Here is a 20241-nt window from a genome sequence, read left to right as displayed (position 1 = left end):
GTCTCCTGGATTCTACAGCTCTGGGATCTGTACATCGATCGCCATATTGATCATATCCTCTGTTGATTTCAGAAGCTTGCACAGCTCGTACTCTGCATCCAGAAAGGCATTGACTTCCGGAATTCTTCGAAGTTCTCTGTGCTCTCTTTCTATTTTATCTGTTTCATCATACAAATCCACTTCATCCAATTCATTATACATACGGAACGTACGTGCGCGAAATTCGTCAAGCCTTCCCTTTACCTCCGGCTGCCGCACAACTTTCTCCAGGCTGTCCTCAAACGTCTTATAATATTCGCTGTCTTTGATTGTCTGAATCAATTCATATGTTTTCTGCTCGATCGCATTCATGGTACTTTACGCCTCCATTATTATCGGAAGAATCATCGGACGTCTCTTTGTTCTCTTCCATACAAATTCACTCAACCCGTCTTTAATGACAGTTTTTATTTTTCCCCAGTCAGAGACCTGTTTCGCGAGGCAGCCATCCAGTGCGTCCTCCACTACAACTCTGGCTTCGCCCATCAGGTCTTCCGACTCCCGTACATATACAAATCCGCGTGATACAATGTCCGGACCGGCCAGCAGCTGGTTGCTGAATTTCTCCAGCGTAAGCACTACGATGATGATCCCGTCCTCCGCCAGGTGCTGGCGGTCACGAAGCACGATGTTCCCGACGTCCCCTACACCGAGCCCGTCTACGAGAATTGCACCCGTATGCACTTTTCCCACAATCTGTGCCTGCTCCTGACCCATCTCCATGACTTCACCGGATCTCATAATAAATACATTTTCTTTGGGCAGTCCAATGTTACGGGCTATCTGTGCATGTGCCTTCAGATGCCGATATTCACCATGCACCGGAATCGCGTATTTGGGCCTTACGAGGGAATAGATCAGTTTAATCTCCTCCTGACAGGCATGCCCGGATACGTGCGCATCCTGGAATATAACGTCAGCCCCTTTCGCAGAAAGCTCATTGATCACCTTTGACACCGCTTTTTCATTTCCCGGAATCGGGTTGGAGCTGAAAATAATTGTATCGTTCGGTTTGATTGTAACTTTTCTGTGAATATCCGCCGCCATTCTGGAGAGAGCCGCCATGGACTCACCCTGGCTTCCCGTCGTTATGAGCACCATCTGTTCATCCGGATAGTTCTTCATCTTGTCAATATCAATTAAGGTTTTATCCGGGATATTCAGATATCCCAGTTCCGAGGCGGTCGAGATGACATTTACCATGCTCCGCCCTTCCACAACAACCTTGCGTCCGTATTTATATGCAGAGTTGATGATCTGCTGTACACGGTCAACATTTGAAGCAAATGTTGCAATGATAATCCGCGTATTTTTGTGTTCGGCAAATATATTATCAAATGTTTTTCCAACGGTGCGTTCTGACATGGTAAACCCGGGGCGTTCCGCGTTCGTACTGTCGCACATCAGGGCCAGCACACCCTTTTTTCCAATCTCCGCAAAGCGCTGAAGATCGATTGCATCGCCGAAAACAGGCGTATAATCCACTTTAAAGTCTCCTGTATGAATAACGATTCCTGCCGGTGAATAGATAGCCAGGGCAGAAGCGTCTGCAATACTGTGGTTTGTTTTAATAAATTCGATACGGAAGCAGCCAAGGTTGATTGACTGGCCATGTTTTACGGTTTTTCTTTTGGTAGTTCGAAGAAGATTGTGTTCCTTTAGTTTATTTTCAATTAATCCCTGCGTCAGTTTCGTCGCATAGATCGGTGCATTTAATTGTTTCAGCACATAAGGAAGCGCACCGATATGGTCCTCATGTCCATGTGTGATGACAAAGCCTTTTACTTTGTCCGCGTTGTCTTTCAGATAAGTCACATCCGGGATCACCAGGTCAATGCCCAGCATATCGTCTTCCGGAAATGACAGCCCGCAGTCCACGACAACAATACTGTCTTCACACTCAAAGGCAGTAATATTCATTCCAATCTGCTCCAGGCCGCCCAGCGGAATGATTTTCAATTTTGAATTATTAATTTTTTTCAAGAGTACCTCCACTCACTAATTTATATTTCTTATTCCAATTCGATGTCCACGTCCTCTAACATGTCCGCAAACAGACGTGATATCGTCTCCAGTTCCAGATCGTCTTCTACCATCACATATCTGGAATCCTGATCTGTATCTTCGGATAGGTCTTTCAGAATATAAGCACATGCCTCATCATCCAGAGATTCTGTCACCAGCAGGTAATTACATCCGTTCATCCTTGTCTGTTCTTCTACGTAAAATTCTGTTTCCGTTCCGTCTTCTTCTAAAAATATAATTTTTTCCATACCGTTTACCTTTTCCAAATGAATTACAGACTGTCGAGATAGTTCTGAAGAATCAGAACCGCAGCCAGTTCATCCACGCGTTCCTTGCGGTGCTCCCGCCGTACGCCTCCTTCCATCAGTACGCGCTCTGCCGCAACTGTCGTCAGCCGTTCATCCCACATGACAACGTCCAGACCTGTCCGTCTTTTTAAAGTCTGCTGAAACTCCAAAGACATGGCAGCCCTGTCCCCTATCGTGTTATTCATATTTTTGGGGAAACCAAGCACGATTTTTTCAACCTGGTATTCCCTTATCAGTTCCTCAATCCGTGCCAGTGTCTGACGCAGTTTGTTCTCAGATTTCCGCCAGATCGTCTCAACGCCCTGCGCAGTGATTCCGAGAGGATCGCTGACAGCCACCCCTACAGTTTTGGATCCATAATCAAGTCCCATTATACGCATGAAATCAGTCTCTCTTCCAGGATTGATTCTCGATATAGGCTTTTAACAGCTCTTCTACCAGTTCATCCCGTTCTACTTTCATGATCATGCTTCGCGCGCCTTTATAACTCGTAATGTAAGTCGGATCGCCGGACATGATATAGCCCACAATCTGATTGACCGGGTTATATCCCTTTTCAGCCATCGCGTTATACACGAGATCAAGCACGTCCTTTACCTGTATTTCCGGTTCTGTTTTCACTTTAAAATACTGTGTATTACTAATATTTGCCATTTTTTCACGCCCTTAATTTTGATATCTATCTTATTTTAATACAAAATCTCCAAAAATACAATGAAGAATTTATGAAGATTTCTCACGACACGGAAACAGCCAGCAGTATCTCATCTTCCAGCAGCCGGCAGATCCTTACCAAAACCAACGTGTTTCTCGGGTTTCCCGGAAGCCTGACTGCCGCCTTCAGGTATTGCGGTGTGTAGCCCACCCAGTAGCTTTCCCCATCGATCGCAGCCTGTTCTTCTATCAGGATTTCCAATGTCTGTCCCAGAAACTGTTCCATGTAAGCCTTCTTTTTCTCTTTGCCCATCTGAATCATAATATTGCTGCGAAGCGTTTTGTCCGCGTCAGAAACCTGATGTTCCATATCAGCCGCCTTTGTGCCTTCCCGTCTGGAATATTTGAAAATATGCGTCTCGTAAAATGAGATGCCCTCCACAAATTTTCGGGATTCCTCAAATTCCTCAGGCGTTTCACCCGGAAATCCTACGATCACATCCGTCGTCAGCGCGGGGGCCCTGAAATGTCTGCGCAGCAAGGCACATTTTCTCTGGTATTCTTTGGCGTCGTATCTTCTGTTCATCCTCTTTAATGTCCCGTCACACCCGCTCTGCAGAGACAGATGGAAATGCGGACAGACTTTTGGCAGAGCGGCAAGTGCCGCTGCAAATTCTTCTGTGACGATCCCCGGTTCCAGCGAACCCAGACGTATGCGCTCGATACCGCTTATTCGATGAACCGCCTGGATCAGATCAGGCAGACCGCCCTCCTGAAGGTCGGCGCCGTAAGAGCTCAGGTGAATGCCTGTCAGTACAATCTCCCTGCAGCCGGCTTCCGCAAGGCGCCGCACTTCACTCAGGACATCTTCTTTATGACGGCTTCTGACTCTGCCTCTTGCATAAGGGATAATACAGTACGTACAGAATTGATTGCAGCCGTCCTGAACCTTGATATAGGCCCTCGTATGTTCCGTCATGTGCGATACGTAAAGTTCCTCATATTCTTTTGTATGATTGATATCGATCACACTATTCCTGTTTTCCAGTTTTTTCTCATGTTCTTTTAGAATATTAATCAGGTCTTTCTTCTTATTATTCCCAATTATAATATCAATCGACGCATCTTTTTCTATTTTTTCTTTTCCCGCCTGAACGTAACAGCCGGCCGCGACAACCAGCGCATCAGGATTCATCTTTTTGGCTTTGTGAATCATCTGGCGGGATTTCCTGTCTGCGATATTTGTCACCGTGCAGGTATTGATGATGTAGATATCCGCACCCGGTGCAAAATCTACGATTTCATACCCGTTCTCCTGCAGAAGCTGCTGCATTGCCTCCGTCTCATACGCATTCACTTTACAGCCCAGGTTATGCAGTGCCGCTTTTTTACCCACGTTTTACCTCCGTTTTATGTGTTTGCCCTTGACTTTCCCATCCATAAAATGTAAGATGTTCATATCATCATTAATAAATTAAGGGAGGGAACATTATTATGAAAAAAGTTCAGATTTCTTTAAACTCCATCGATAAAGTAAAATCCTTTGTAAATGAAATCTCCAAATTTGATTTTGACTTCGATCTCGTCTCCGGAAGGTATGTCATCGACGCAAAATCCATCATGGGAATCTTCAGCCTGGATCTTGCAAAACCGATCAACCTGAACATCCACGCCGAAGGCGACGCTCTGGAAGAAGTATTAAAGAGCCTGGAACCATATATTCTCTAAGATCATCAAAGGCTTCGCATTCAGCAAAGCCTTTTCTTTTTTGCTGTCTCAGGAGACTGTTACCGCATCCGCGGTGTTAACCGCCGTCTCCAGCATTTCCTCTATTTTTTCCTGCAGTTTTACTTCAGATCGTTTGATCGCATTCAGATTCGGTTTCGTCACCGGATGCTTTGCCACAAATATCGTGCAGCAGTCCTCGAACGGCTGAATCGATGTCTCATACGTATCAATCTTCAGAGCCACATCCACGATCTCCTGTTTATCAAATCCGATCACAGGCCGAAATACCGGCATCGTACATACTTCATTGGTGGCTGCCAGGCTCTGAATGGTCTGGCTGGCAACCTGTCCGATGCTCTCACCTGTGATCAGGCCCAGACATCCCGTCTCTTTCCCGATACGCTCTGCAATCTTCATCATATAGCGGCGCATAATGATCGTAAGTTCATCGTGCGGACACTGATCATAGATATACAGCTGTATTTCCGTGAAATTGACGATATGCAGCCGGATGGGTCCGCTGTAGCGCGACACCAGTCTCGCGAGATCGATAACCTTCTGTTTCGCGCGCTCACTCGTATACGGCGGAGCATGAAAATAGACGGCCTCAATCTGAACCCCCCGCTTTGCTATCATATATCCTGCGACAGGGCTGTCAATTCCCCCGGAGAGAAGCAGCATCGCTTTTCCGTTCGTCCCAACCGGCATTCCTCCGGGTCCCGGAATGATATCAGAATAGATATAAATCCTGTTTCGTATCTCCACATTGAGCATGATATCCGGCTTGTGTACATCCACTTTCAGTTCCGGAAATGCATCCAGCAGTCTTCCGCCAAGCTCGCTGTTTGCTTCCATGGAACTCATGGGATATGATTTCTTCGCGCGTCTGACATTCACTTTAAATGTCCGGTTCTTATCCGGATACTGACAGTCCATGTACGCGGTGACATCCTGTGCCAGTTTTTCGAACCCTTCATCCTCTGCGATGACGACCGGACATATGCCGGAGATCCCGAACACACGCTTCAGCGCCCCCACAGTCTCATCGAAATCAAACGCGCTCCCGGCAATGACATAGATCCTGCCCTGCTCCCTCGTCACATCAAATTCCCCTTCGACGGGCTTTAAGGCAAACCGAATCTGCCTCACCAGCGCATCCTCGAACAGATATCTGTTCTTTCCTTTAATCCCGATCTCGGCATATTTTATCAAAAATGCTGTAAACATACTATTTTCTCCTTCTAACGTCTCATATACCGCCGCAGCATCGGCAGCAGCCCTTCGAGAACTTCCAGTGTATATGTGATCTCCTCCGGTGTCGTCTCCTCTGAAAAGCTGAAGCGAACCGCAGACTCCATTTCCCCCGCACCGGCGCCGATAGCTGACAGCGTCGGGCTCTTGCTCTTTTTATGCGTGGAGCACGCCGACCCAGCCGACACATAGATTCCTTTTTCTTCGAGTGCGTGCAGAAGTACTTCACTGCGCACGCCCATAAAAGATGCGTTGACAATATGCGGAGCCCCGTCATATACAGCCATTCCATGTATCACGACATCTTCCATGCCGTTCAGGCCATCCGTGAGCTGATGCTTCAGGCGGTACATATATTCCGCATGCTCTTCGAGTTCACGGCAGCACATCTCTGCCGCACATCCCAATCCGGCGATCCCCGGCACATTATCTGTCCCGGAACGCATGCCATTCTGCTGGCCGCCTCCGTGGATAACCGGATGAAGTTTTACCTTGTTTCTCACATACAGAAACCCGACGCCCTTCGGACCGTGAATCTTATGACCGCTGACCGACAGCAGATCGATTCCCATACGTTCCGGCCAGATCCGGTATTTCCCGTACGCCTGAATCGCATCCACGTGATAGGCTACCTCGGGATACTGTTCTTTCAGGAATGCCCCGATGGCCTCCACCGGCTGTACGGAACCGATCTCATTATTGACGTACATGGTGGACACAAGAATCGTATCCTCCCGCACTGCCTCCCTGAGATCATCCATTGATATACAGCCATGACTGTCTGACGGCAGTCTTGTCACCTCATACCCCTGGTCCTCGAGAAATGATGCCGGAGCCGAGACCGCCGGATGCTCGATATCCGTTATGATGATATGCCTGCCGCGTCTCTTATTGGCTTCTGCCGTTCCGATCAGCGCCCAGTTATCTGATTCTGTCCCGCCTGACGTAAAATAAATTTCCTTCTCAGACACCTTCAATGTCGCTGCGATCTGTGATGCCGCCTCTTTGACGTACCGCTCCGCCTCCATACCCTTTAAATGCATGGAAGACGGATTGCCAAAATCCTCATACATTGTGCGGCTGACAATCTCACACACTTCGCGGTAACACCGCGTGGTCGCCGAATTATCCAAATAAGCTTCCATCTTCTATCTCTATTCCTCCAATAAAAACATCAGGATTGACAGAGTTGTCATTCCCGCTGTCTCCGTTCTTAAAATTCTCTTTCCCAGCGTGATGAGCTCCATCCCGCTCTTGCGGGCAAGCTCTGCCTCTTCCCCGGCAAATCCTCCCTCAGGTCCGATAAAGACCGCGACAGACTGCCCTTTTCGGATACCCGCCAGCAGTTCTTTGGTCTCCTTCATGCCGCCTGCCATCTCATACGGCATTAATCTGACGTCACAGTCCGCTGCATATGCAACAGCCTCCTCAAACGTCATCACCGGTCTTACCTCCGGAACGATCATCCGTCCCGCCTGCTTTGCGGCGCTCTCCGAAATGCTGTTCCAGCGCTTTCTTCTGTTCTCCTCTTTCTTCTGGTCCAGCCTGACCACGCAGCGCTTCATTGCCACAGGAATAATCTGATAAACCCCGAGTTCAACAGCCTTCTGGACGATGGTATCCATCTTGTCACTTTTGGGGAGTCCCTGAAAGAGGTAGATGCGCGATCCAAGCTCCAGGTTTTCCTCCTGCAAATACTGTACTTCGAGCAGCACCTCGCCCTCAGGAAACTCCAGAATACCGCAGTGATATTCCACCTTTCCCCCGTCAGAGACACATACCTCATCTCCCGGTTTCAGCCGCAGTACATTCCTGATATGGTTCACATCCCCGCCGGTGATATGAACTTTATGATCTCTGATCTGATTCTCATTCACAAAAAACCGATACATATCCGCTCCTACCGTTTCCGCGCTGTCACAGACACCCACTCTCCCTGATACGTCACTTCCTCCACGGTAAGTCCCGCATGCGACACTGCATCTCTGACAACACTTTCCTTTTCAGCAAGGATCCCCGATGTAATATAGATTCCGCCCGGTTTCATCTGCTTCACGATCACAGGTGTCAGCATAACCAGCACATCCGCCAGGATATTGGCTACCACAATATCATATTTCTCATAACCGACCGCATCCTGCGTCTCTTTGTTGTCAATGATGTTTCCGATCATCATGGTGAATGCGTCCCTGTCGATATCATTTGCCGCCTTGTTCTCCTCAACCGCCGGAACGGCGCAGACATCCAGATCCGTCCCTACCGCATGGCGTGCACCCAGTTTCAGCGCCACGATCGACAGAATCCCGCTGCCGGTTCCTACATCCAGCAATTCTGTTGTCGGAGTCACATATTTTTTCAGCTGGCGGATACAGAGCTGAGTTGTCTCATGCATGCCGGTGCCGAACGCCGTGCCCGGGTCAATGTGGATGATCATTTTCCCCTTATCCTCTTCCTTTACCTCTTCCCAGGACGGGATGATCAGGATATCATCCACATAAAACTGGCGAAAGTACTCTTTCCAGTTATTGATCCAGTCCTTGTCCTCTGTCTGGGATTCCACAATCGTCGCCTCGCCGATATCCATAAACAGCCGCAGCTCGTCGAGCGCCTCCCTGACATCTGCCAGGATACTCTCCTTATCTTCCTCTTCATCCAGATAGAAATTCAGATATGCAATCCCGTCATCCGCCGGCATGTCCGGCAGGATATCCACAAACATCTGCTGTTTGTCCGACTCGGTAAGCGGCTGCCTGTCCTCAATTTCTACGCCCTGAATCCCAACCTCCGCCAGAGTTGAAATAACGATATCTTCCGCTTCCGTCCTCGTCTTCAGTGTGAATTTATTCCATCTCATACTCTATTCTCCTTTTTCGATGATATGGTTGCTCAGATAAAGCCGGCAGAGAGTGTCACGCTGAAAATCGACAGCAGCGTAGTCAGAATGATCCCTCTCGCCAGTAGTTTTGTGTCCGCATTATATTCCTGTGCCAGCATCAGAGGCATGTTTGCCACCGGAAATGCCAGACAGAATACTGTGATTTCCCGTATCAGATCATTTGCGATCAGCGGTTTCAGCGCCACAGCCGCGGCAGCCGGAATCAGAAAAAACCGGATGGCAGCAAAAAGGTACAGCTTTTTGTCCCCAAATACTTCTTTTGCCGACATGTTCGCAATCGATCCCCCCAAAACCAGCATTGACAAAAATGTGGTGCAGCCTCCGATATAGGAAACGCTGTCGGAAATCACCTGATGAACCGGAGGGTCCAGCAGGAAAATAATCACCGTCAGCATACCCGATATGGTACCGACATTGATCATGCGCCTCCACTGGAATCCACCGCCCTGAACATCCGATGTTATCAGCTGCATTCCATGCGTATAGATCAGAATATTAAACATCAGAATAAACACCGACAGGTAGATGAGGGCGGAACTGCCCAGAACCGCAGACACAAGCGGAATTCCGATAAAGCCGATGTTGCCGTAAACTGTCATCATACTGTAAAACTTCTGTTCCGGTTTTGAGACCCGCAAAATGCGCGGCAGAAGCCATCCCAGCACCAGAAGAACCGCATACATGACCACTGCAGCCAAGACGGCCGTCAGAAGGTCCTGGCCGGTTGTTCCCGCATGATCACCAAATGCACTGCCGATCATGATCGCGGGGTTACACACATTGGTGATCAATCCCGAGAGATCCTTCGAAGCCGTATGCGAAAAGCGGCCGGAGCGGAACATGAAAAAACCGACCGCAATCAAAATAAAAACAACCAGCATCTGCTGGAACACAATCCATGTACTCATCATAAGCTTTGCTCCTGTCACTTACCATATCATACACGAAAAGAAAAAAAACCGCAATACCGTTATGAAACACAGATTTGTCCAAAACGGAATTGCAGTTTTTCAATTGGCTGTCAGTCCTCAAATGTCTCTTTGAGTTTATCCATAAAGCTTTTCTTCTTTTCTGTATTTTTGGCATGTGCCGGAGCCGGAGAATTACCGCACGCCGCATCAAACTGGCGCAGCGCCTCTTTGGCCTCCTCGTTCAGTTTGGTCGGCACCTGTACGACCAGAGTCACATAATGATCCCCTCGAATGCTCTTATTGCGCAGGGAAGGAACGCCTTTTCCCTTCAGCCGTATCTTCGTATCCGTCTGTGTCCCGGGCTTCACCGTATACATCACGTCACCGTCCACAGTACTGATCTTCACATCGCCGCCCAGCGCCGCCTGTGCATATGTGATCGGCGCAGTGGAGAATATATTCATGTCCTGCCTCTGGAAGATCGGATGCCGTGCAACCTGAACCTCTACCAGCAGATCTCCGCGCGGACCGCCGTTTTTCCCCGGTTCGCCCTTTTCGCGGATGCGGATACTCTGTCCGTCATCAATGCCGGCCGGCACGGTAACTTTGATCTTCTTGCGGTTCGTGTTATACCCTGTACCGCGGCAGGAGGTACATTTCTCCTTGATCACCTTACCGGTTCCGTTACATTCCGGACATGTCTGCACATTTCTCACCATTCCAAACATGGACTGCTGCGTATACACGACCTGACCCTCACCATTACATTTCGGACATGTCTGCGGCTCTGTTCCGGGTTTGGCACCCGTACCATGGCACGTGTCACATTCATCTTTCAGATTGATCTCCAGCTCTTTTTCACATCCAAACACTGCCTCCTGGAATGTGATATGGATAACGGCGCGCAGATTCGCCCCCTTCATCGGGCCATTGTTTGCTCTCCTTCTGGAACCGCCTCCAAACAGATCCCCGAACAGATCCCCGAAAATATCTCCCATATCCTGACCGCTGAAATCAAAGCCGCCAAACCCGCCGAATCCGCCTCCTCCGGCGCCGCCTTCGAATGCTGCATGGCCGAACTGATCATACTGCTTCCTCTTCTCAGGATCGCTCAATACTCCATACGCTTCCGTCGCTTCCTTGAATTTCTTCTCAGCAGCCTCATCCCCCGGGTTCATATCCGGATGATACTGTTTTGCGAGTTTTCTATATGCTTTTTTTAAAGTGGCATCATCTGCACCACGGTCTACGCCCAGAACCTCATAGTAATCTCTCTTTTCTGCCATGATGTTCACCTTTCATTTTCGATTTTTAAGTACGCGTAACTGCAACTCACGAATACCTGCCGTATCCGTGAGTTGCCTTCGTCACTTACGCTTTTATTTTACACTTCTTTGTAATCAGCATCAACAACGTCATCCGAATCATATCCGGCTTCAGAACCCGCACCGGCTCCGGCACCGCCCATATTCGGGTCTGCACCTGCTGCTCCCTGTGTCTGCTCATACATTTTTGCAAACAGCTTCTGTGCACTCTGCATCAGTTTTTCCTGTGCCGCTTTGATTTCTGCAACCTGCGCTTCCGTGGTCTCTTCCGGTGTGGATTTAGCAAGAATTTCCTTCAGTGCTGCCAAATCAGCTTCCACCGCCGTCTTATCATTTGCATCGATCTTATCGCCTGCTTCTTCCAGTGCTTTTTCAGTCTGGAATACGAACGCATCCGCGTCATTGCGCGCATCAATCGCCTCTTTACGCTTTTTATCCTGTGCCTCGAATTCAGCTGCCTCTCTCACTGCCTTTTCAATATCGTCATCCGACATATTGGAACCTGCGGTGATCGTGATGTGCTGCTCCTTACCTGTTCCGAGGTCCTTAGCGGAAACATTTACGATACCGTTGGCATCGATGTCGAACGTAACTTCAATCTGCGGCACACCTCTTCTTGCAGGCGGGATTCCGTCCAGTCGGAACTGTCCAAGAGACTTATTGTCTTTCGCAAACTGTCTCTCTCCCTGAACCACGTTGATGTCAACGGCCGTCTGGTTATCTGCCGCCGTAGAGAAAATCTGGCTCTTTTTGGTCGGAATCGTTGTATTTCTTTCAATCAGCCTCGTTGCCACGCCGCCCATGGTCTCAATTGACAGGGAAAGCGGTGTTACATCCAGAAGAAGAATGTCGCCTGCGCCCGCATCACCTGCAAGTTTTCCGCCCTGTACGGAAGCACCCAGTGCCACACATTCATCCGGGTTCAGAGTCTTGCTCGGCTCATGTCCCGTCAGCTGTTTTACTTTATCCTGAACAGCCGGAATACGTGTGGAGCCGCCTACCAGAAGAACTTTACCCAGTTCGGATGCTGAGATGCCCGCATCTGAGAGTGCACGTTTTACCGGCTCTGCTGTTTTCTCTACCAGATCATGTGTCAGTTCATCAAATTTAGCCTTGGTCAGATTCATGTCAAAATGTTTCGGGCCATCAGCTGTTGCCGTGATGAACGGCAGGTTGATGTTCGTTGTCGTCGCGGAAGAAAGTTCTTTTTTCGCCTTCTCTGCTGCCTCTTTCAGTCTCTGCAACGCCATCTTATCATTTGACAGATCGACGCCTTCCTGTTTCTTAAATTCTGCGAGCATGTAGTCTGTGATCTTTGCGTCAAAGTCATCCCCGCCCAGTTTGTTGTTTCCGGCTGTAGAGAGAACCTCGATGACGCCGTCGCCGATCTCAATGATGGAAACATCGAAGGTACCGCCGCCAAGGTCATAAACCATGATTTTCTGCTCTTTTTCGTTATCCAGACCGTATGCCAGTGCTGCAGCTGTCGGCTCGTTGATGATACGTTTTACTTCGAGTCCTGCAATCTTTCCGGCATCTTTTGTTGCCTGGCGCTGAGCATCGTTAAAGTAAGCCGGCACCGTGATCACAGCTTCTGTCACTTTTTCACCAAGGTATGCCTCTGCGTCCGCTTTCATTTTCTGCAGGATCATAGCTGAAATTTCCTGCGGAGAATATTTTTTACCATCAATCGTCACACGGTAATCGCTTCCCATATGTCTTTTGATAGATGAAATTGTTTTGTCTGCATTTGTTACAGCCTGACGCTTTGCTGGTTCTCCGACCAGTCTCTCTCCGGTCTTTGTAAATGCCACAACAGATGGTGTTGTTCTTGCGCCTTCTGTATTCGCGATGACGGTCGGCTGACCGCCTTCCATTACAGCTACACAGCTGTTTGTTGTTCCAAGGTCAATACCAATAATTTTACTCATAATAATCTACCTCCTGGTTATGATTTCTATTTTATAGTTTTTGTGTTGTTTATTTAACATCCCTCAGCTAACTTCGCGTTCACTAAGCTGCTTTCGGCCGGTCAGTTTGCCACTTTTACCATGCTGTGTCTGACCACAAAGTCTTTATACAGATAACCCTTCTGGAATTCCTCGACGATGATGTTCTCACCGGCATCTTCGTCCTCCACATGCATCACTGCGTTGTGCAGGTCCGGGTTGAATTCCTGCCCGACTGCCTCGATCACCTTAACGCCCATCTCCTCCAGCGCCGTCATCAGCTGTCTGTAGATCTTATCCATGCCATCTACAAAGGGGTCTTCCTTCTGTTCATCCGGCACACTTGCGAGTCCGCGTTCAAAATTATCCACGATCGGAAGAATCTTTTCCACGATTTCTTTGGCTCCGATCACATACATGCTCGCTTTCTCTTTCTCCGTGCGTTTCCGGTAGTTATCGAATTCCGCCATCTGACGTTTCAGCTGATCTGTCAGCTCCTCGATTTTCTCATCCTTTTTGTCTTTCTTATCTTTCTTTTTCCCGAAGCGCTTCTTTGGCTCCGTCTCCTGCTGCTCTTTTTCGGCAGGTGCGCCGTCATCAGCCGCTTTCCCAGCCTCATCCTCTGAAGCTGCGTCCGCTTCCCGGGATTCTGCATCCTGTGTTTCTTCGTTCAGTGTTTCCTGGTTCTGCGCATCAGCCGTTTCTTCGGCATCCAGCGTTTCTTCCTTCTTTATATCTTCTGCCATTCTCATTCCACCCTTCTGACAGCCATGCTGCCGGCTGCTACTCTTTCTTAAATATCGAATCCAGCTGCGCTTTCAGCGTTTTCAGATTGTCTACTACGTTTTCATAATCCATCCGTTTCGGCCCGATAATACCTATCGTGCCCTTCATGCCTTCTCCCAATTCATACGTGGCCGTCACGACACTGCAGTCCTTCATCGTCTGAACGGGTGACTCGCTTCCTATATATACCTGAATTCCAGTATTCTCCATATCCTCATCTCCCACTGTCTCTTTGAGCATCTCAACCAGCTGTTCTTTCTCCTCAAATGCAGAGATCAGTTCACTGGCTTTGCTGCTGTCAGAAAGCTCCGGATATCTGAAGATATTGGTTGCCCCGCTGGTAAAAACCGGGAACTCCTCATCGGTACTGGAGATCGTTTCCTCAAGTCCATCCAGCACGCCGCTCACCACTGCGCTGTGAATGCCCGCCTGCTCTTTGAGCGTCTTGATCATACCAAGGCTGATCTCCTCGATCGTCAGGCCATTGAGCTGCGTGTTCAGCAGAAGATTCAGTTTGAGAATCGTCTCATCATCCATCGGTTCTTCCAGATTAATAATCTGATTTTTGACCATATTGCCTTCCACAACGATCACGGCCAGAATCTGATCCTCCCGCAATTTCGAAAGCTGAATAAATTTTACCTTCGTCCTGTGATAGGAAGGTCCGGTTATCAGAGTCGCATAGTTCGTATTGGTAGCGAGCATCTTCACCACCTGCTTCAGTACTTTTTCCATGCGGTCCGTCTTCTCGATCATGAGTTCTTTAATCTCTGATACTTCCTGATCTTTTTCTTTCATCATTTCATCGACATAAAGACGGTATCCTTTATCAGAAGGAATTCTCCCTGCCGATGTATGCGGTTGAACAATATATCCCAGGTCTTCCAGGTCAGACATTTCATTACGAATCGTCGCCGAGCTCAGATTTAAATCGGTATATTTTGAAATCGTCCGGGAGCCTACTGGTTCGCCTGTTTCCAGGTATGTCTGGATTATTGCTTTCAAAATCTTTTGTTTTCGTTCATCCAAACGTTCTTCCATACATAGCTCCTTTCTGATTTTTTGTTAGCACTCGTTTAGGTGGAGTGCTAACATCTAACGCTAATATACACCCAGCCTCTGCCTTTGTCAAGAGTCTGGGTGTACTTTTTTTGATTTTTTTGTTACTATTCACAGCTGATATGGAATTATTTTTTACCGTTCGGATACAGGATGACTTCCAGCGCGCTGCCGTTCTTCATCGCCTCATATCCGACCGCGAAGTCTTCCAGCGCCAGCCGGTGAGTAATCATCTTTTCCAGCTGCATATGGTCATGTTCCAGCAGCCTGATCGTATCATGCCACGAATAGCTTCCTATATAACTTCCGGTCACGGTAAGTTCTTTTCTGGTGATCATGCTCTGGCAGATCTCCTGCGTTCTGGCAAAATTCTGTCCGAACAGCAGAACTCTCCCTGAACACCGGACCCAGTCAAGCGCATCTTTGATGCAGCTGCCCACTGCGTCCACAACGATGTCCGCTCCAATAGCAGCAATCTGCGGAAGTTTCTCTGCCTCAGCCGGCAATACTACGATGTCTGCCCCTGCCTCTTTCGCCATCTTCCTGCGAAATTCACTCGGCTCAACCGCAATAACAGTCCCGGCTCCATTTTTCTTCAGCAGCTGAATGAAATACAGGCCGATCGGTCCCGCGCCGATCACCGCCACGGTCTCGCCCGGGATCATTCTCAGTTTATCCATGGCTCCCATCACGCAGTTCAGCGGCTCCGCAAAGATCGCGATGTCAAGCGGGAGTTCCGGGCCGATTACATACGCGGAATCATCCGGAATCACTGCATACTGGGCAAAAAACCCGTCGCCGTTCACGCCAAGACACCTCACGTGCTCACACATGTTGGCATGGCCGCTGCGGCAGTAATAACAATGCCCGCAGGGAATGTTATTGTCACACACGATCCTGTCTCCAACCGCAAATGACGTCACCTCACTGCCCGTACTGACAATCGTTCCCACCATCTCGTGTCCGAGCGTCGTACCCGGCGCCGCCGGATATCCCGGAGGATCACTTAAGATATGCATATCTGATCCGCAGATGCTGCAGGCATCTATTTTCACCAGCAGCTCATTCCCTCTCCTTATTTCAGGAACAGGTTTTTCCACAATCGCATACTTTCCGATTTCTTCTAATATAATGGCCTTCATATCTCAATACCTTTCTCCCCGGCTGTGCCCGGTCATCTAAGTTTGGTCTCCTCCGGCTGCACTGCATTATGCGTTTTCACTGCTGGCCTGTGCAAGACGGCGTTTCTTCTCGCTACTCTGCGTTCTGGTCACATCCACGAGTACTGCCAGGATAATCACGATACCGAGCACTACTTTCTGAACATCCTGAGAAGCTCCCAGCAGGTTCAGACCATTGTTGACAACCGCAATGATCAATGCGCCTACCAGTGTTCCTCCGACCGTTCCTTTTCCGCCGCTGAAGGATGCACCGCCGATTACGCACGCCGCAACCGCATCCATCTCATAGCCTTCACCTGCGAGCGGATAGGTGGATCCCACACGGCCTACCAGCACGATGGCTGCCAGCCCGCACATCAGTCCCGAAAGTGCATAAGTAGTCGTCAGTGTGAAGTCAACTTTGATCCCCGCAAGACGTGCCGCTTCCAGGTTGCCGCCCACCGAATAGATCTGACGCCCCATTGGTGTCTTATTTAAAAAGATACTGACAACCGCCACCACGGCAATGACCAGCAGAAAGCATACCGGGATACGGAAAATCGATGCGGAACCAACCCAGAGCACTGGTTTTGCGAATCCGGATACGGGCTTGGACTGTGTGATGATCAGCGTCACTCCGCGCAGCACCTGCATCATACCCAGTGTCGATACAAATGGATGCGGGAGATGTAATTTCGTGAATACGAGTCCGTTGATCAGACCGCACAGCGTACCCACCGCGATGGGCAGCACGATCATCAGAAACGAATTTTCAATTCCATGTAAATATAAAAATGTGATGATCCCCATGGAAAAACCGACGATCGAGCCCTGCGACAGATCAATTCCTCCTGTCAGCAGCACGAACAGCATGCCGAATGCAACCAGTGAGTTTACCGAAGTCTGCCTCATGATATTCAGGATATTGTTCATCGTCAGAAACTTGCTGGTCACAATGGACAGTACCACCGACAGCAGGATAACTGCCAGTATTGGTCCCCAGAGTGTGGAATGTTTCTTTTGTTTTTTATTCTTTGCAATGCTTTTACTCATGCTTGATCTTCCCTCCCCATGCGGCTTTCATAATATCTTCCTGATTAAAATACGTTTCTTTCCGATCGATCTCACCCATCACGCTTCCCGTCCTCATCACGATCACGCGGTCACACATGCCCAGTATCTCCGGCAGTTCCGATGAGATCATGATCACGCAGTTGCCTTCCCTGGCCAGCCGGTTCATCACATGGTACACCTCCAGCTTCGCCCCTACGTCAATTCCGCGGGTAGGCTCATCAAAGATAAAGATATGAGAGTCTGTGTTCAGCCATTTCCCGATGACTACCTTCTGCTGATTCCCCCCTGATAGATTGATGACCTGCGCTTCGATGGAAGGCGTCTTGATCTTCAGAGCATCCACCGTCGTCTCCGCCTGCTCCTTCACACCCCTGTCATTGATCAGCAGGTTCTTTGCAAACTTTCTCAGATTCACCAGGGATAAATTGCGGGACACCGACTCCTCCAGCACCAGTCCCTGGCCTTTGCGGTCTTCCGATACGTACGCCATCCCCAGTCCGATGGCATCGCGTGTGCCGCGGATATGTGCTTTCCTGCCGTTTACATAGATTTCCCCGCTGTCCGGCGGGTCAACACCGAACACACAGCGGAACACTTCCGTTCTGCCCGCTCCGACCAGACCGGAGAAACCCAGGATTTCACCCTTTTTAGCCGTAAAGCTTACGTCTTCAAAGGAACCGTAACGTGTCAGATTCCTGACTTCCAGCGCCACCTCCCCGGGGGTTGAAGTCTTCTCCGGATATATGTTGCTCATTGTCCTGCCGACCATATGCATGATCAGAGTATCTTTTGTCATCTCCGGTATCGGTGCCGTGATGATGTGCTCCGCATCCCGCATCACCGTCACCACATCACAGAGTTCAAACAGTTCCTCCAGCTTATGTGATACGAAAAGTATCGCAATTCCCTTTTTCTTCAGCACCCGGATCGTCTTAAAAAGCTCCTGCACCTCTTTCTCTCCCAGGCTTGACGTCGGTTCATCCAGTATCAGAACCTGAGCATCCAGCAGGATAGCCTTGCCGATCTCAATCATCTGCCTCTGTCCCATACCAAGCTCCGCACAGATCGTCTCCGGATCCACATCCTGGTTCATATCCTGCATAATCTCACGCACTCTTTTGTCCATATAAGCGTAATCCAGAAAGCGCTTTCCTTTTGTCACATAATTCCCCATGAACATGTTGTCTGTGACGGACAGCTCTGAGACGATATTTAATTCCTGATATACACAGGAAATTCCTTTTGCTTTAGCCTCATTCGGATTCTGAAATTTCACAGTCTCACCGCCGACTATGATCTCCCCTCCGTCAGGCTTATAGACACCGGTCAGCACCTTTATCAGCGTCGATTTTCCAGCGCCGTTTTCTCCAATCAGTCCATGTACTTCTCCCTTTTTCAGCTGAATGCTCATATTTTTGAGCGCCGTCACACCGGGAAAAAATTTCCTGATATCCTTCAATTCAACAACAACATCACTCACTGCAGATTTCACCCTCTCTCCCGGACCGTCATGACCGCAGCGGAGAAAAGGAAGCGGTTCAGAACTATCTCCATTCTTCCGCGCCTCCTCTTTCCTTTTTATCTTGTTTCCATCAACAGTCCTATATTAAAATCGTATATAGTTTTCATCAGAAGCCTTTAAAATCCTTGTAGTTTTCTGTCGTAATAAGGTCTGTGCCGACGTCGATAAAATGTTCTTTCGGCTCTTCCCCTTTTGTCAGGATATTCACTGCATTCTCTACCGCCTGATATCCGCAGTCATACGGGTGCATGCCCACAGTCATTGACATTTTTCCGTCTGCTATTGCGTCCAGTGCCACCTGGAATCCTCCGTATCCCATCATCTTCACGTTATCGATCATTCCGGCCTGCTCCAGCGCTGTGATAGCCCCAAGTCCCATGTCATCGGACGGAACCAGAACACCTTTAATATCATCTCCCTTAGAAGTGATAAAGTCTTCCATCGCTGCTGTCGTCTTTGCCGCCGTCCAGTCTGTGTACTGTGTGCCGAGCACTTCCATTCCATTTGCCTCACACGCCTCTGTCATGCCTTTCAGACGGTTTTCACCGTTTGCATCGCCCTGATTTCCGGCAATGATGATAACCCCGTCCCCTTTTTCCAGATAATCCTGGCAGAATTTCTCAGCGCCCTCATAGGATGCCGTATATTCATCCAACCCGATGGAACAGTCCGTGACATCATTCAGACCGCCGACTGAATCCACATCGATCACCACAACGCCCTCGTCCTTTGCATTCTGCAGCGCCTGTTTCACAACATCTGCTGAAATCGGATCGATAATGATAACATCCGCACCAAGAGACATAAAATCTTCAATCGCCTGCACCTGAGACTCCGCATTCTCCTGTGAATCTGCATAGACAACCGTCGGATCCGGCAGCCCGAGATCTTTACACGCCTCTTTCACGCCAATACTCTGCTGCTCCAGCCATGCATTCTGTCCTTTATTCGAGAAACAGACGACAATGTCTTCCGCCTTCATCAGCCCCCCGGATCCCCCGCCGGCAGCAGAATCTGCCTCCGCACCGTCTTTTGCGGCGGCGTCTCCGCCGTCAGCCGCCTCCGTGCCGGAGGTCTCCTTGCTATCCGCCGTGTCGCCGCCTCCGCAGCCAATCAGAGAAACTACCATCATGATTCCAACCAACAGTCCCAACACTCTTTTCTTCATACTTTCCTTCCTTTCTTCTTGCTTGCTTTTTATCTTGCACCAGTCACAGCTGTCACGCCGTGTACTGAATACTTTCGTCCTTTAACAGGTCTACATTTTAATTTACATTTTCAGTTGCATCACATTTGTATTTTCTTCGCTTTGTTTAGGCTTATTTTATGATTATGTGTTCATTTTGTCAATAAACTGCCATATATCCAATTTTTCTTTATATATTCTGCCATATTTTTTATTGCGTTCTCGTGAACACTCGTTTTGCTTCTGTGTATTTTTACGTTCATTTGAACGAAAACGAAATCAACGTTACATTTTATGTTGACATTTATTTCTTTTGCCTATACAATCACAATAGGAGGTTAACATTCTTATTTTTTGTCAAATTAAAG

General features: G+C 48.8%; 20 protein-coding genes. 1 reads left to right on the top strand and 19 read right to left on the bottom strand.

Annotated features, from left to right (window positions below):
* Window positions 1–12: 12 nt before the first annotated feature.
* The 6 genes from NQ502_RS16245 to mtaB form a co-directional block, all read right to left on the bottom strand.
* Entirely contained in the window at window positions 13–351 is a 339-nt protein-coding gene (locus NQ502_RS16245; protein WP_028527346.1) for a YlbF family regulator, read from the bottom strand.
* Between the two features lie 6 nt (window positions 352–357).
* Window positions 358–2022: a ribonuclease J gene (locus NQ502_RS16240; RefSeq protein WP_028527347.1), complete on the bottom strand. Its 1665-nt coding sequence runs from the start codon at window positions 2020–2022 to the stop codon at window positions 358–360.
* Between the two features lie 29 nt (window positions 2023–2051).
* On the bottom strand, window positions 2052–2312 hold the full coding sequence (locus tag NQ502_RS16235) for a DUF1292 domain-containing protein (protein WP_028527348.1): 261 nt from the start codon (window positions 2310–2312) through the stop codon (window positions 2052–2054).
* Window positions 2313–2335: 23 nt separating this feature from the next.
* Window positions 2336–2752, bottom strand: a complete 417-nt coding sequence (gene ruvX, locus NQ502_RS16230) for a Holliday junction resolvase RuvX (RefSeq protein ID WP_028527349.1) — start codon at window positions 2750–2752, stop codon at window positions 2336–2338.
* Between the two features lie 4 nt (window positions 2753–2756).
* Window positions 2757–3026 (bottom strand): IreB family regulatory phosphoprotein, encoded by a 270-nt coding sequence (locus tag NQ502_RS16225; protein WP_028527350.1) that lies wholly within the window; start codon window positions 3024–3026, stop codon window positions 2757–2759.
* An 82-nt stretch (window positions 3027–3108) separates the two neighbouring features.
* Window positions 3109–4422 (bottom strand): tRNA (N(6)-L-threonylcarbamoyladenosine(37)-C(2))-methylthiotransferase MtaB, encoded by a 1314-nt coding sequence (mtaB, locus tag NQ502_RS16220; RefSeq protein WP_028527351.1) that lies wholly within the window; start codon window positions 4420–4422, stop codon window positions 3109–3111.
* 98 nt (window positions 4423–4520) lie between these two features.
* Between mtaB and NQ502_RS16215 the strand changes: the two genes are divergently transcribed.
* On the top strand, window positions 4521–4754 hold the full coding sequence (locus NQ502_RS16215) for an HPr family phosphocarrier protein (RefSeq protein WP_028527352.1): 234 nt from the start codon (window positions 4521–4523) through the stop codon (window positions 4752–4754).
* 48 nt (window positions 4755–4802) lie between these two features.
* Here the strand turns inward: NQ502_RS16215 and thiI are convergent, their stop codons facing one another.
* The 13 genes from thiI to NQ502_RS16150 form a co-directional block, all read right to left on the bottom strand.
* Window positions 4803–5981 (bottom strand): tRNA uracil 4-sulfurtransferase ThiI, encoded by a 1179-nt coding sequence (gene thiI, locus NQ502_RS16210; RefSeq protein ID WP_028527353.1) that lies wholly within the window; start codon window positions 5979–5981, stop codon window positions 4803–4805.
* A gap of 14 nt (window positions 5982–5995) precedes the next feature.
* A complete protein-coding gene (locus tag NQ502_RS16205; protein ID WP_028527354.1) occupies window positions 5996–7150 on the bottom strand; it encodes a cysteine desulfurase family protein in 1155 nt (384 codons plus the stop codon).
* Between the two features lie 9 nt (window positions 7151–7159).
* Window positions 7160–7897 (bottom strand): 16S rRNA (uracil(1498)-N(3))-methyltransferase, encoded by a 738-nt coding sequence (locus tag NQ502_RS16200; RefSeq protein ID WP_028527355.1) that lies wholly within the window; start codon window positions 7895–7897, stop codon window positions 7160–7162.
* 8 nt (window positions 7898–7905) lie between these two features.
* The gene (gene prmA, locus NQ502_RS16195) at window positions 7906–8859 is read right to left on the bottom strand and encodes a 50S ribosomal protein L11 methyltransferase (protein WP_028527356.1); all 954 of its coding nucleotides are present in this window, start codon (window positions 8857–8859) and stop codon (window positions 7906–7908) included.
* 32 nt (window positions 8860–8891) lie between these two features.
* Window positions 8892–9812 carry an AEC family transporter gene (locus tag NQ502_RS16190; RefSeq protein WP_028527357.1) on the bottom strand — a complete coding sequence of 307 codons (921 nt, stop codon included), beginning with the start codon at window positions 9810–9812 and terminating at the stop codon, window positions 8892–8894.
* A gap of 110 nt (window positions 9813–9922) precedes the next feature.
* Window positions 9923–11098, bottom strand: coding sequence for a molecular chaperone DnaJ (gene dnaJ / locus NQ502_RS16185; protein ID WP_028527358.1), 1176 nt, complete (start codon window positions 11096–11098; stop codon window positions 9923–9925).
* 98 nt (window positions 11099–11196) lie between these two features.
* Window positions 11197–13068, bottom strand: a complete 1872-nt coding sequence (gene dnaK / locus NQ502_RS16180; RefSeq protein ID WP_028527359.1) for a molecular chaperone DnaK — start codon at window positions 13066–13068, stop codon at window positions 11197–11199.
* Window positions 13069–13169: 101 nt separating this feature from the next.
* A complete protein-coding gene (gene grpE, locus NQ502_RS16175; RefSeq protein ID WP_028527360.1) occupies window positions 13170–13832 on the bottom strand; it encodes a nucleotide exchange factor GrpE in 663 nt (220 codons plus the stop codon).
* Between the two features lie 37 nt (window positions 13833–13869).
* The gene (gene hrcA / locus NQ502_RS16170; RefSeq protein ID WP_028527361.1) at window positions 13870–14913 is read right to left on the bottom strand and encodes a heat-inducible transcriptional repressor HrcA; all 1044 of its coding nucleotides are present in this window, start codon (window positions 14911–14913) and stop codon (window positions 13870–13872) included.
* A gap of 146 nt (window positions 14914–15059) precedes the next feature.
* Entirely contained in the window at window positions 15060–16073 is a 1014-nt protein-coding gene (locus NQ502_RS16165; protein ID WP_028527362.1) for an alcohol dehydrogenase catalytic domain-containing protein, read from the bottom strand.
* Between the two features lie 66 nt (window positions 16074–16139).
* On the bottom strand, window positions 16140–17144 hold the full coding sequence (locus tag NQ502_RS16160) for an ABC transporter permease (RefSeq protein ID WP_028527363.1): 1005 nt from the start codon (window positions 17142–17144) through the stop codon (window positions 16140–16142).
* Entirely contained in the window at window positions 17137–18657 is a 1521-nt protein-coding gene (locus NQ502_RS16155) for a sugar ABC transporter ATP-binding protein (RefSeq protein ID WP_242830201.1), read from the bottom strand. Before NQ502_RS16155 ends, NQ502_RS16160 begins: the two co-directional genes overlap by 8 nt.
* Before the next feature lie 136 nt (window positions 18658–18793).
* Window positions 18794–19855, bottom strand: a complete 1062-nt coding sequence (locus NQ502_RS16150; protein WP_028527365.1) for a sugar ABC transporter substrate-binding protein — start codon at window positions 19853–19855, stop codon at window positions 18794–18796.
* Window positions 19856–20241 lie beyond the last annotated feature (386 nt).

Origin of the sequence: Ruminococcus gauvreauii (genome assembly GCF_025151995.1) — a bacterium.
Taxonomy (GTDB): Bacteria; Bacillota; Clostridia; order Lachnospirales; family Lachnospiraceae; genus Ruminococcus_G; species Ruminococcus_G gauvreauii.
The sequence above is the reverse complement of the archived record's forward strand: the minus strand, read 5'-3'. Positions and strand labels throughout refer to the sequence as shown.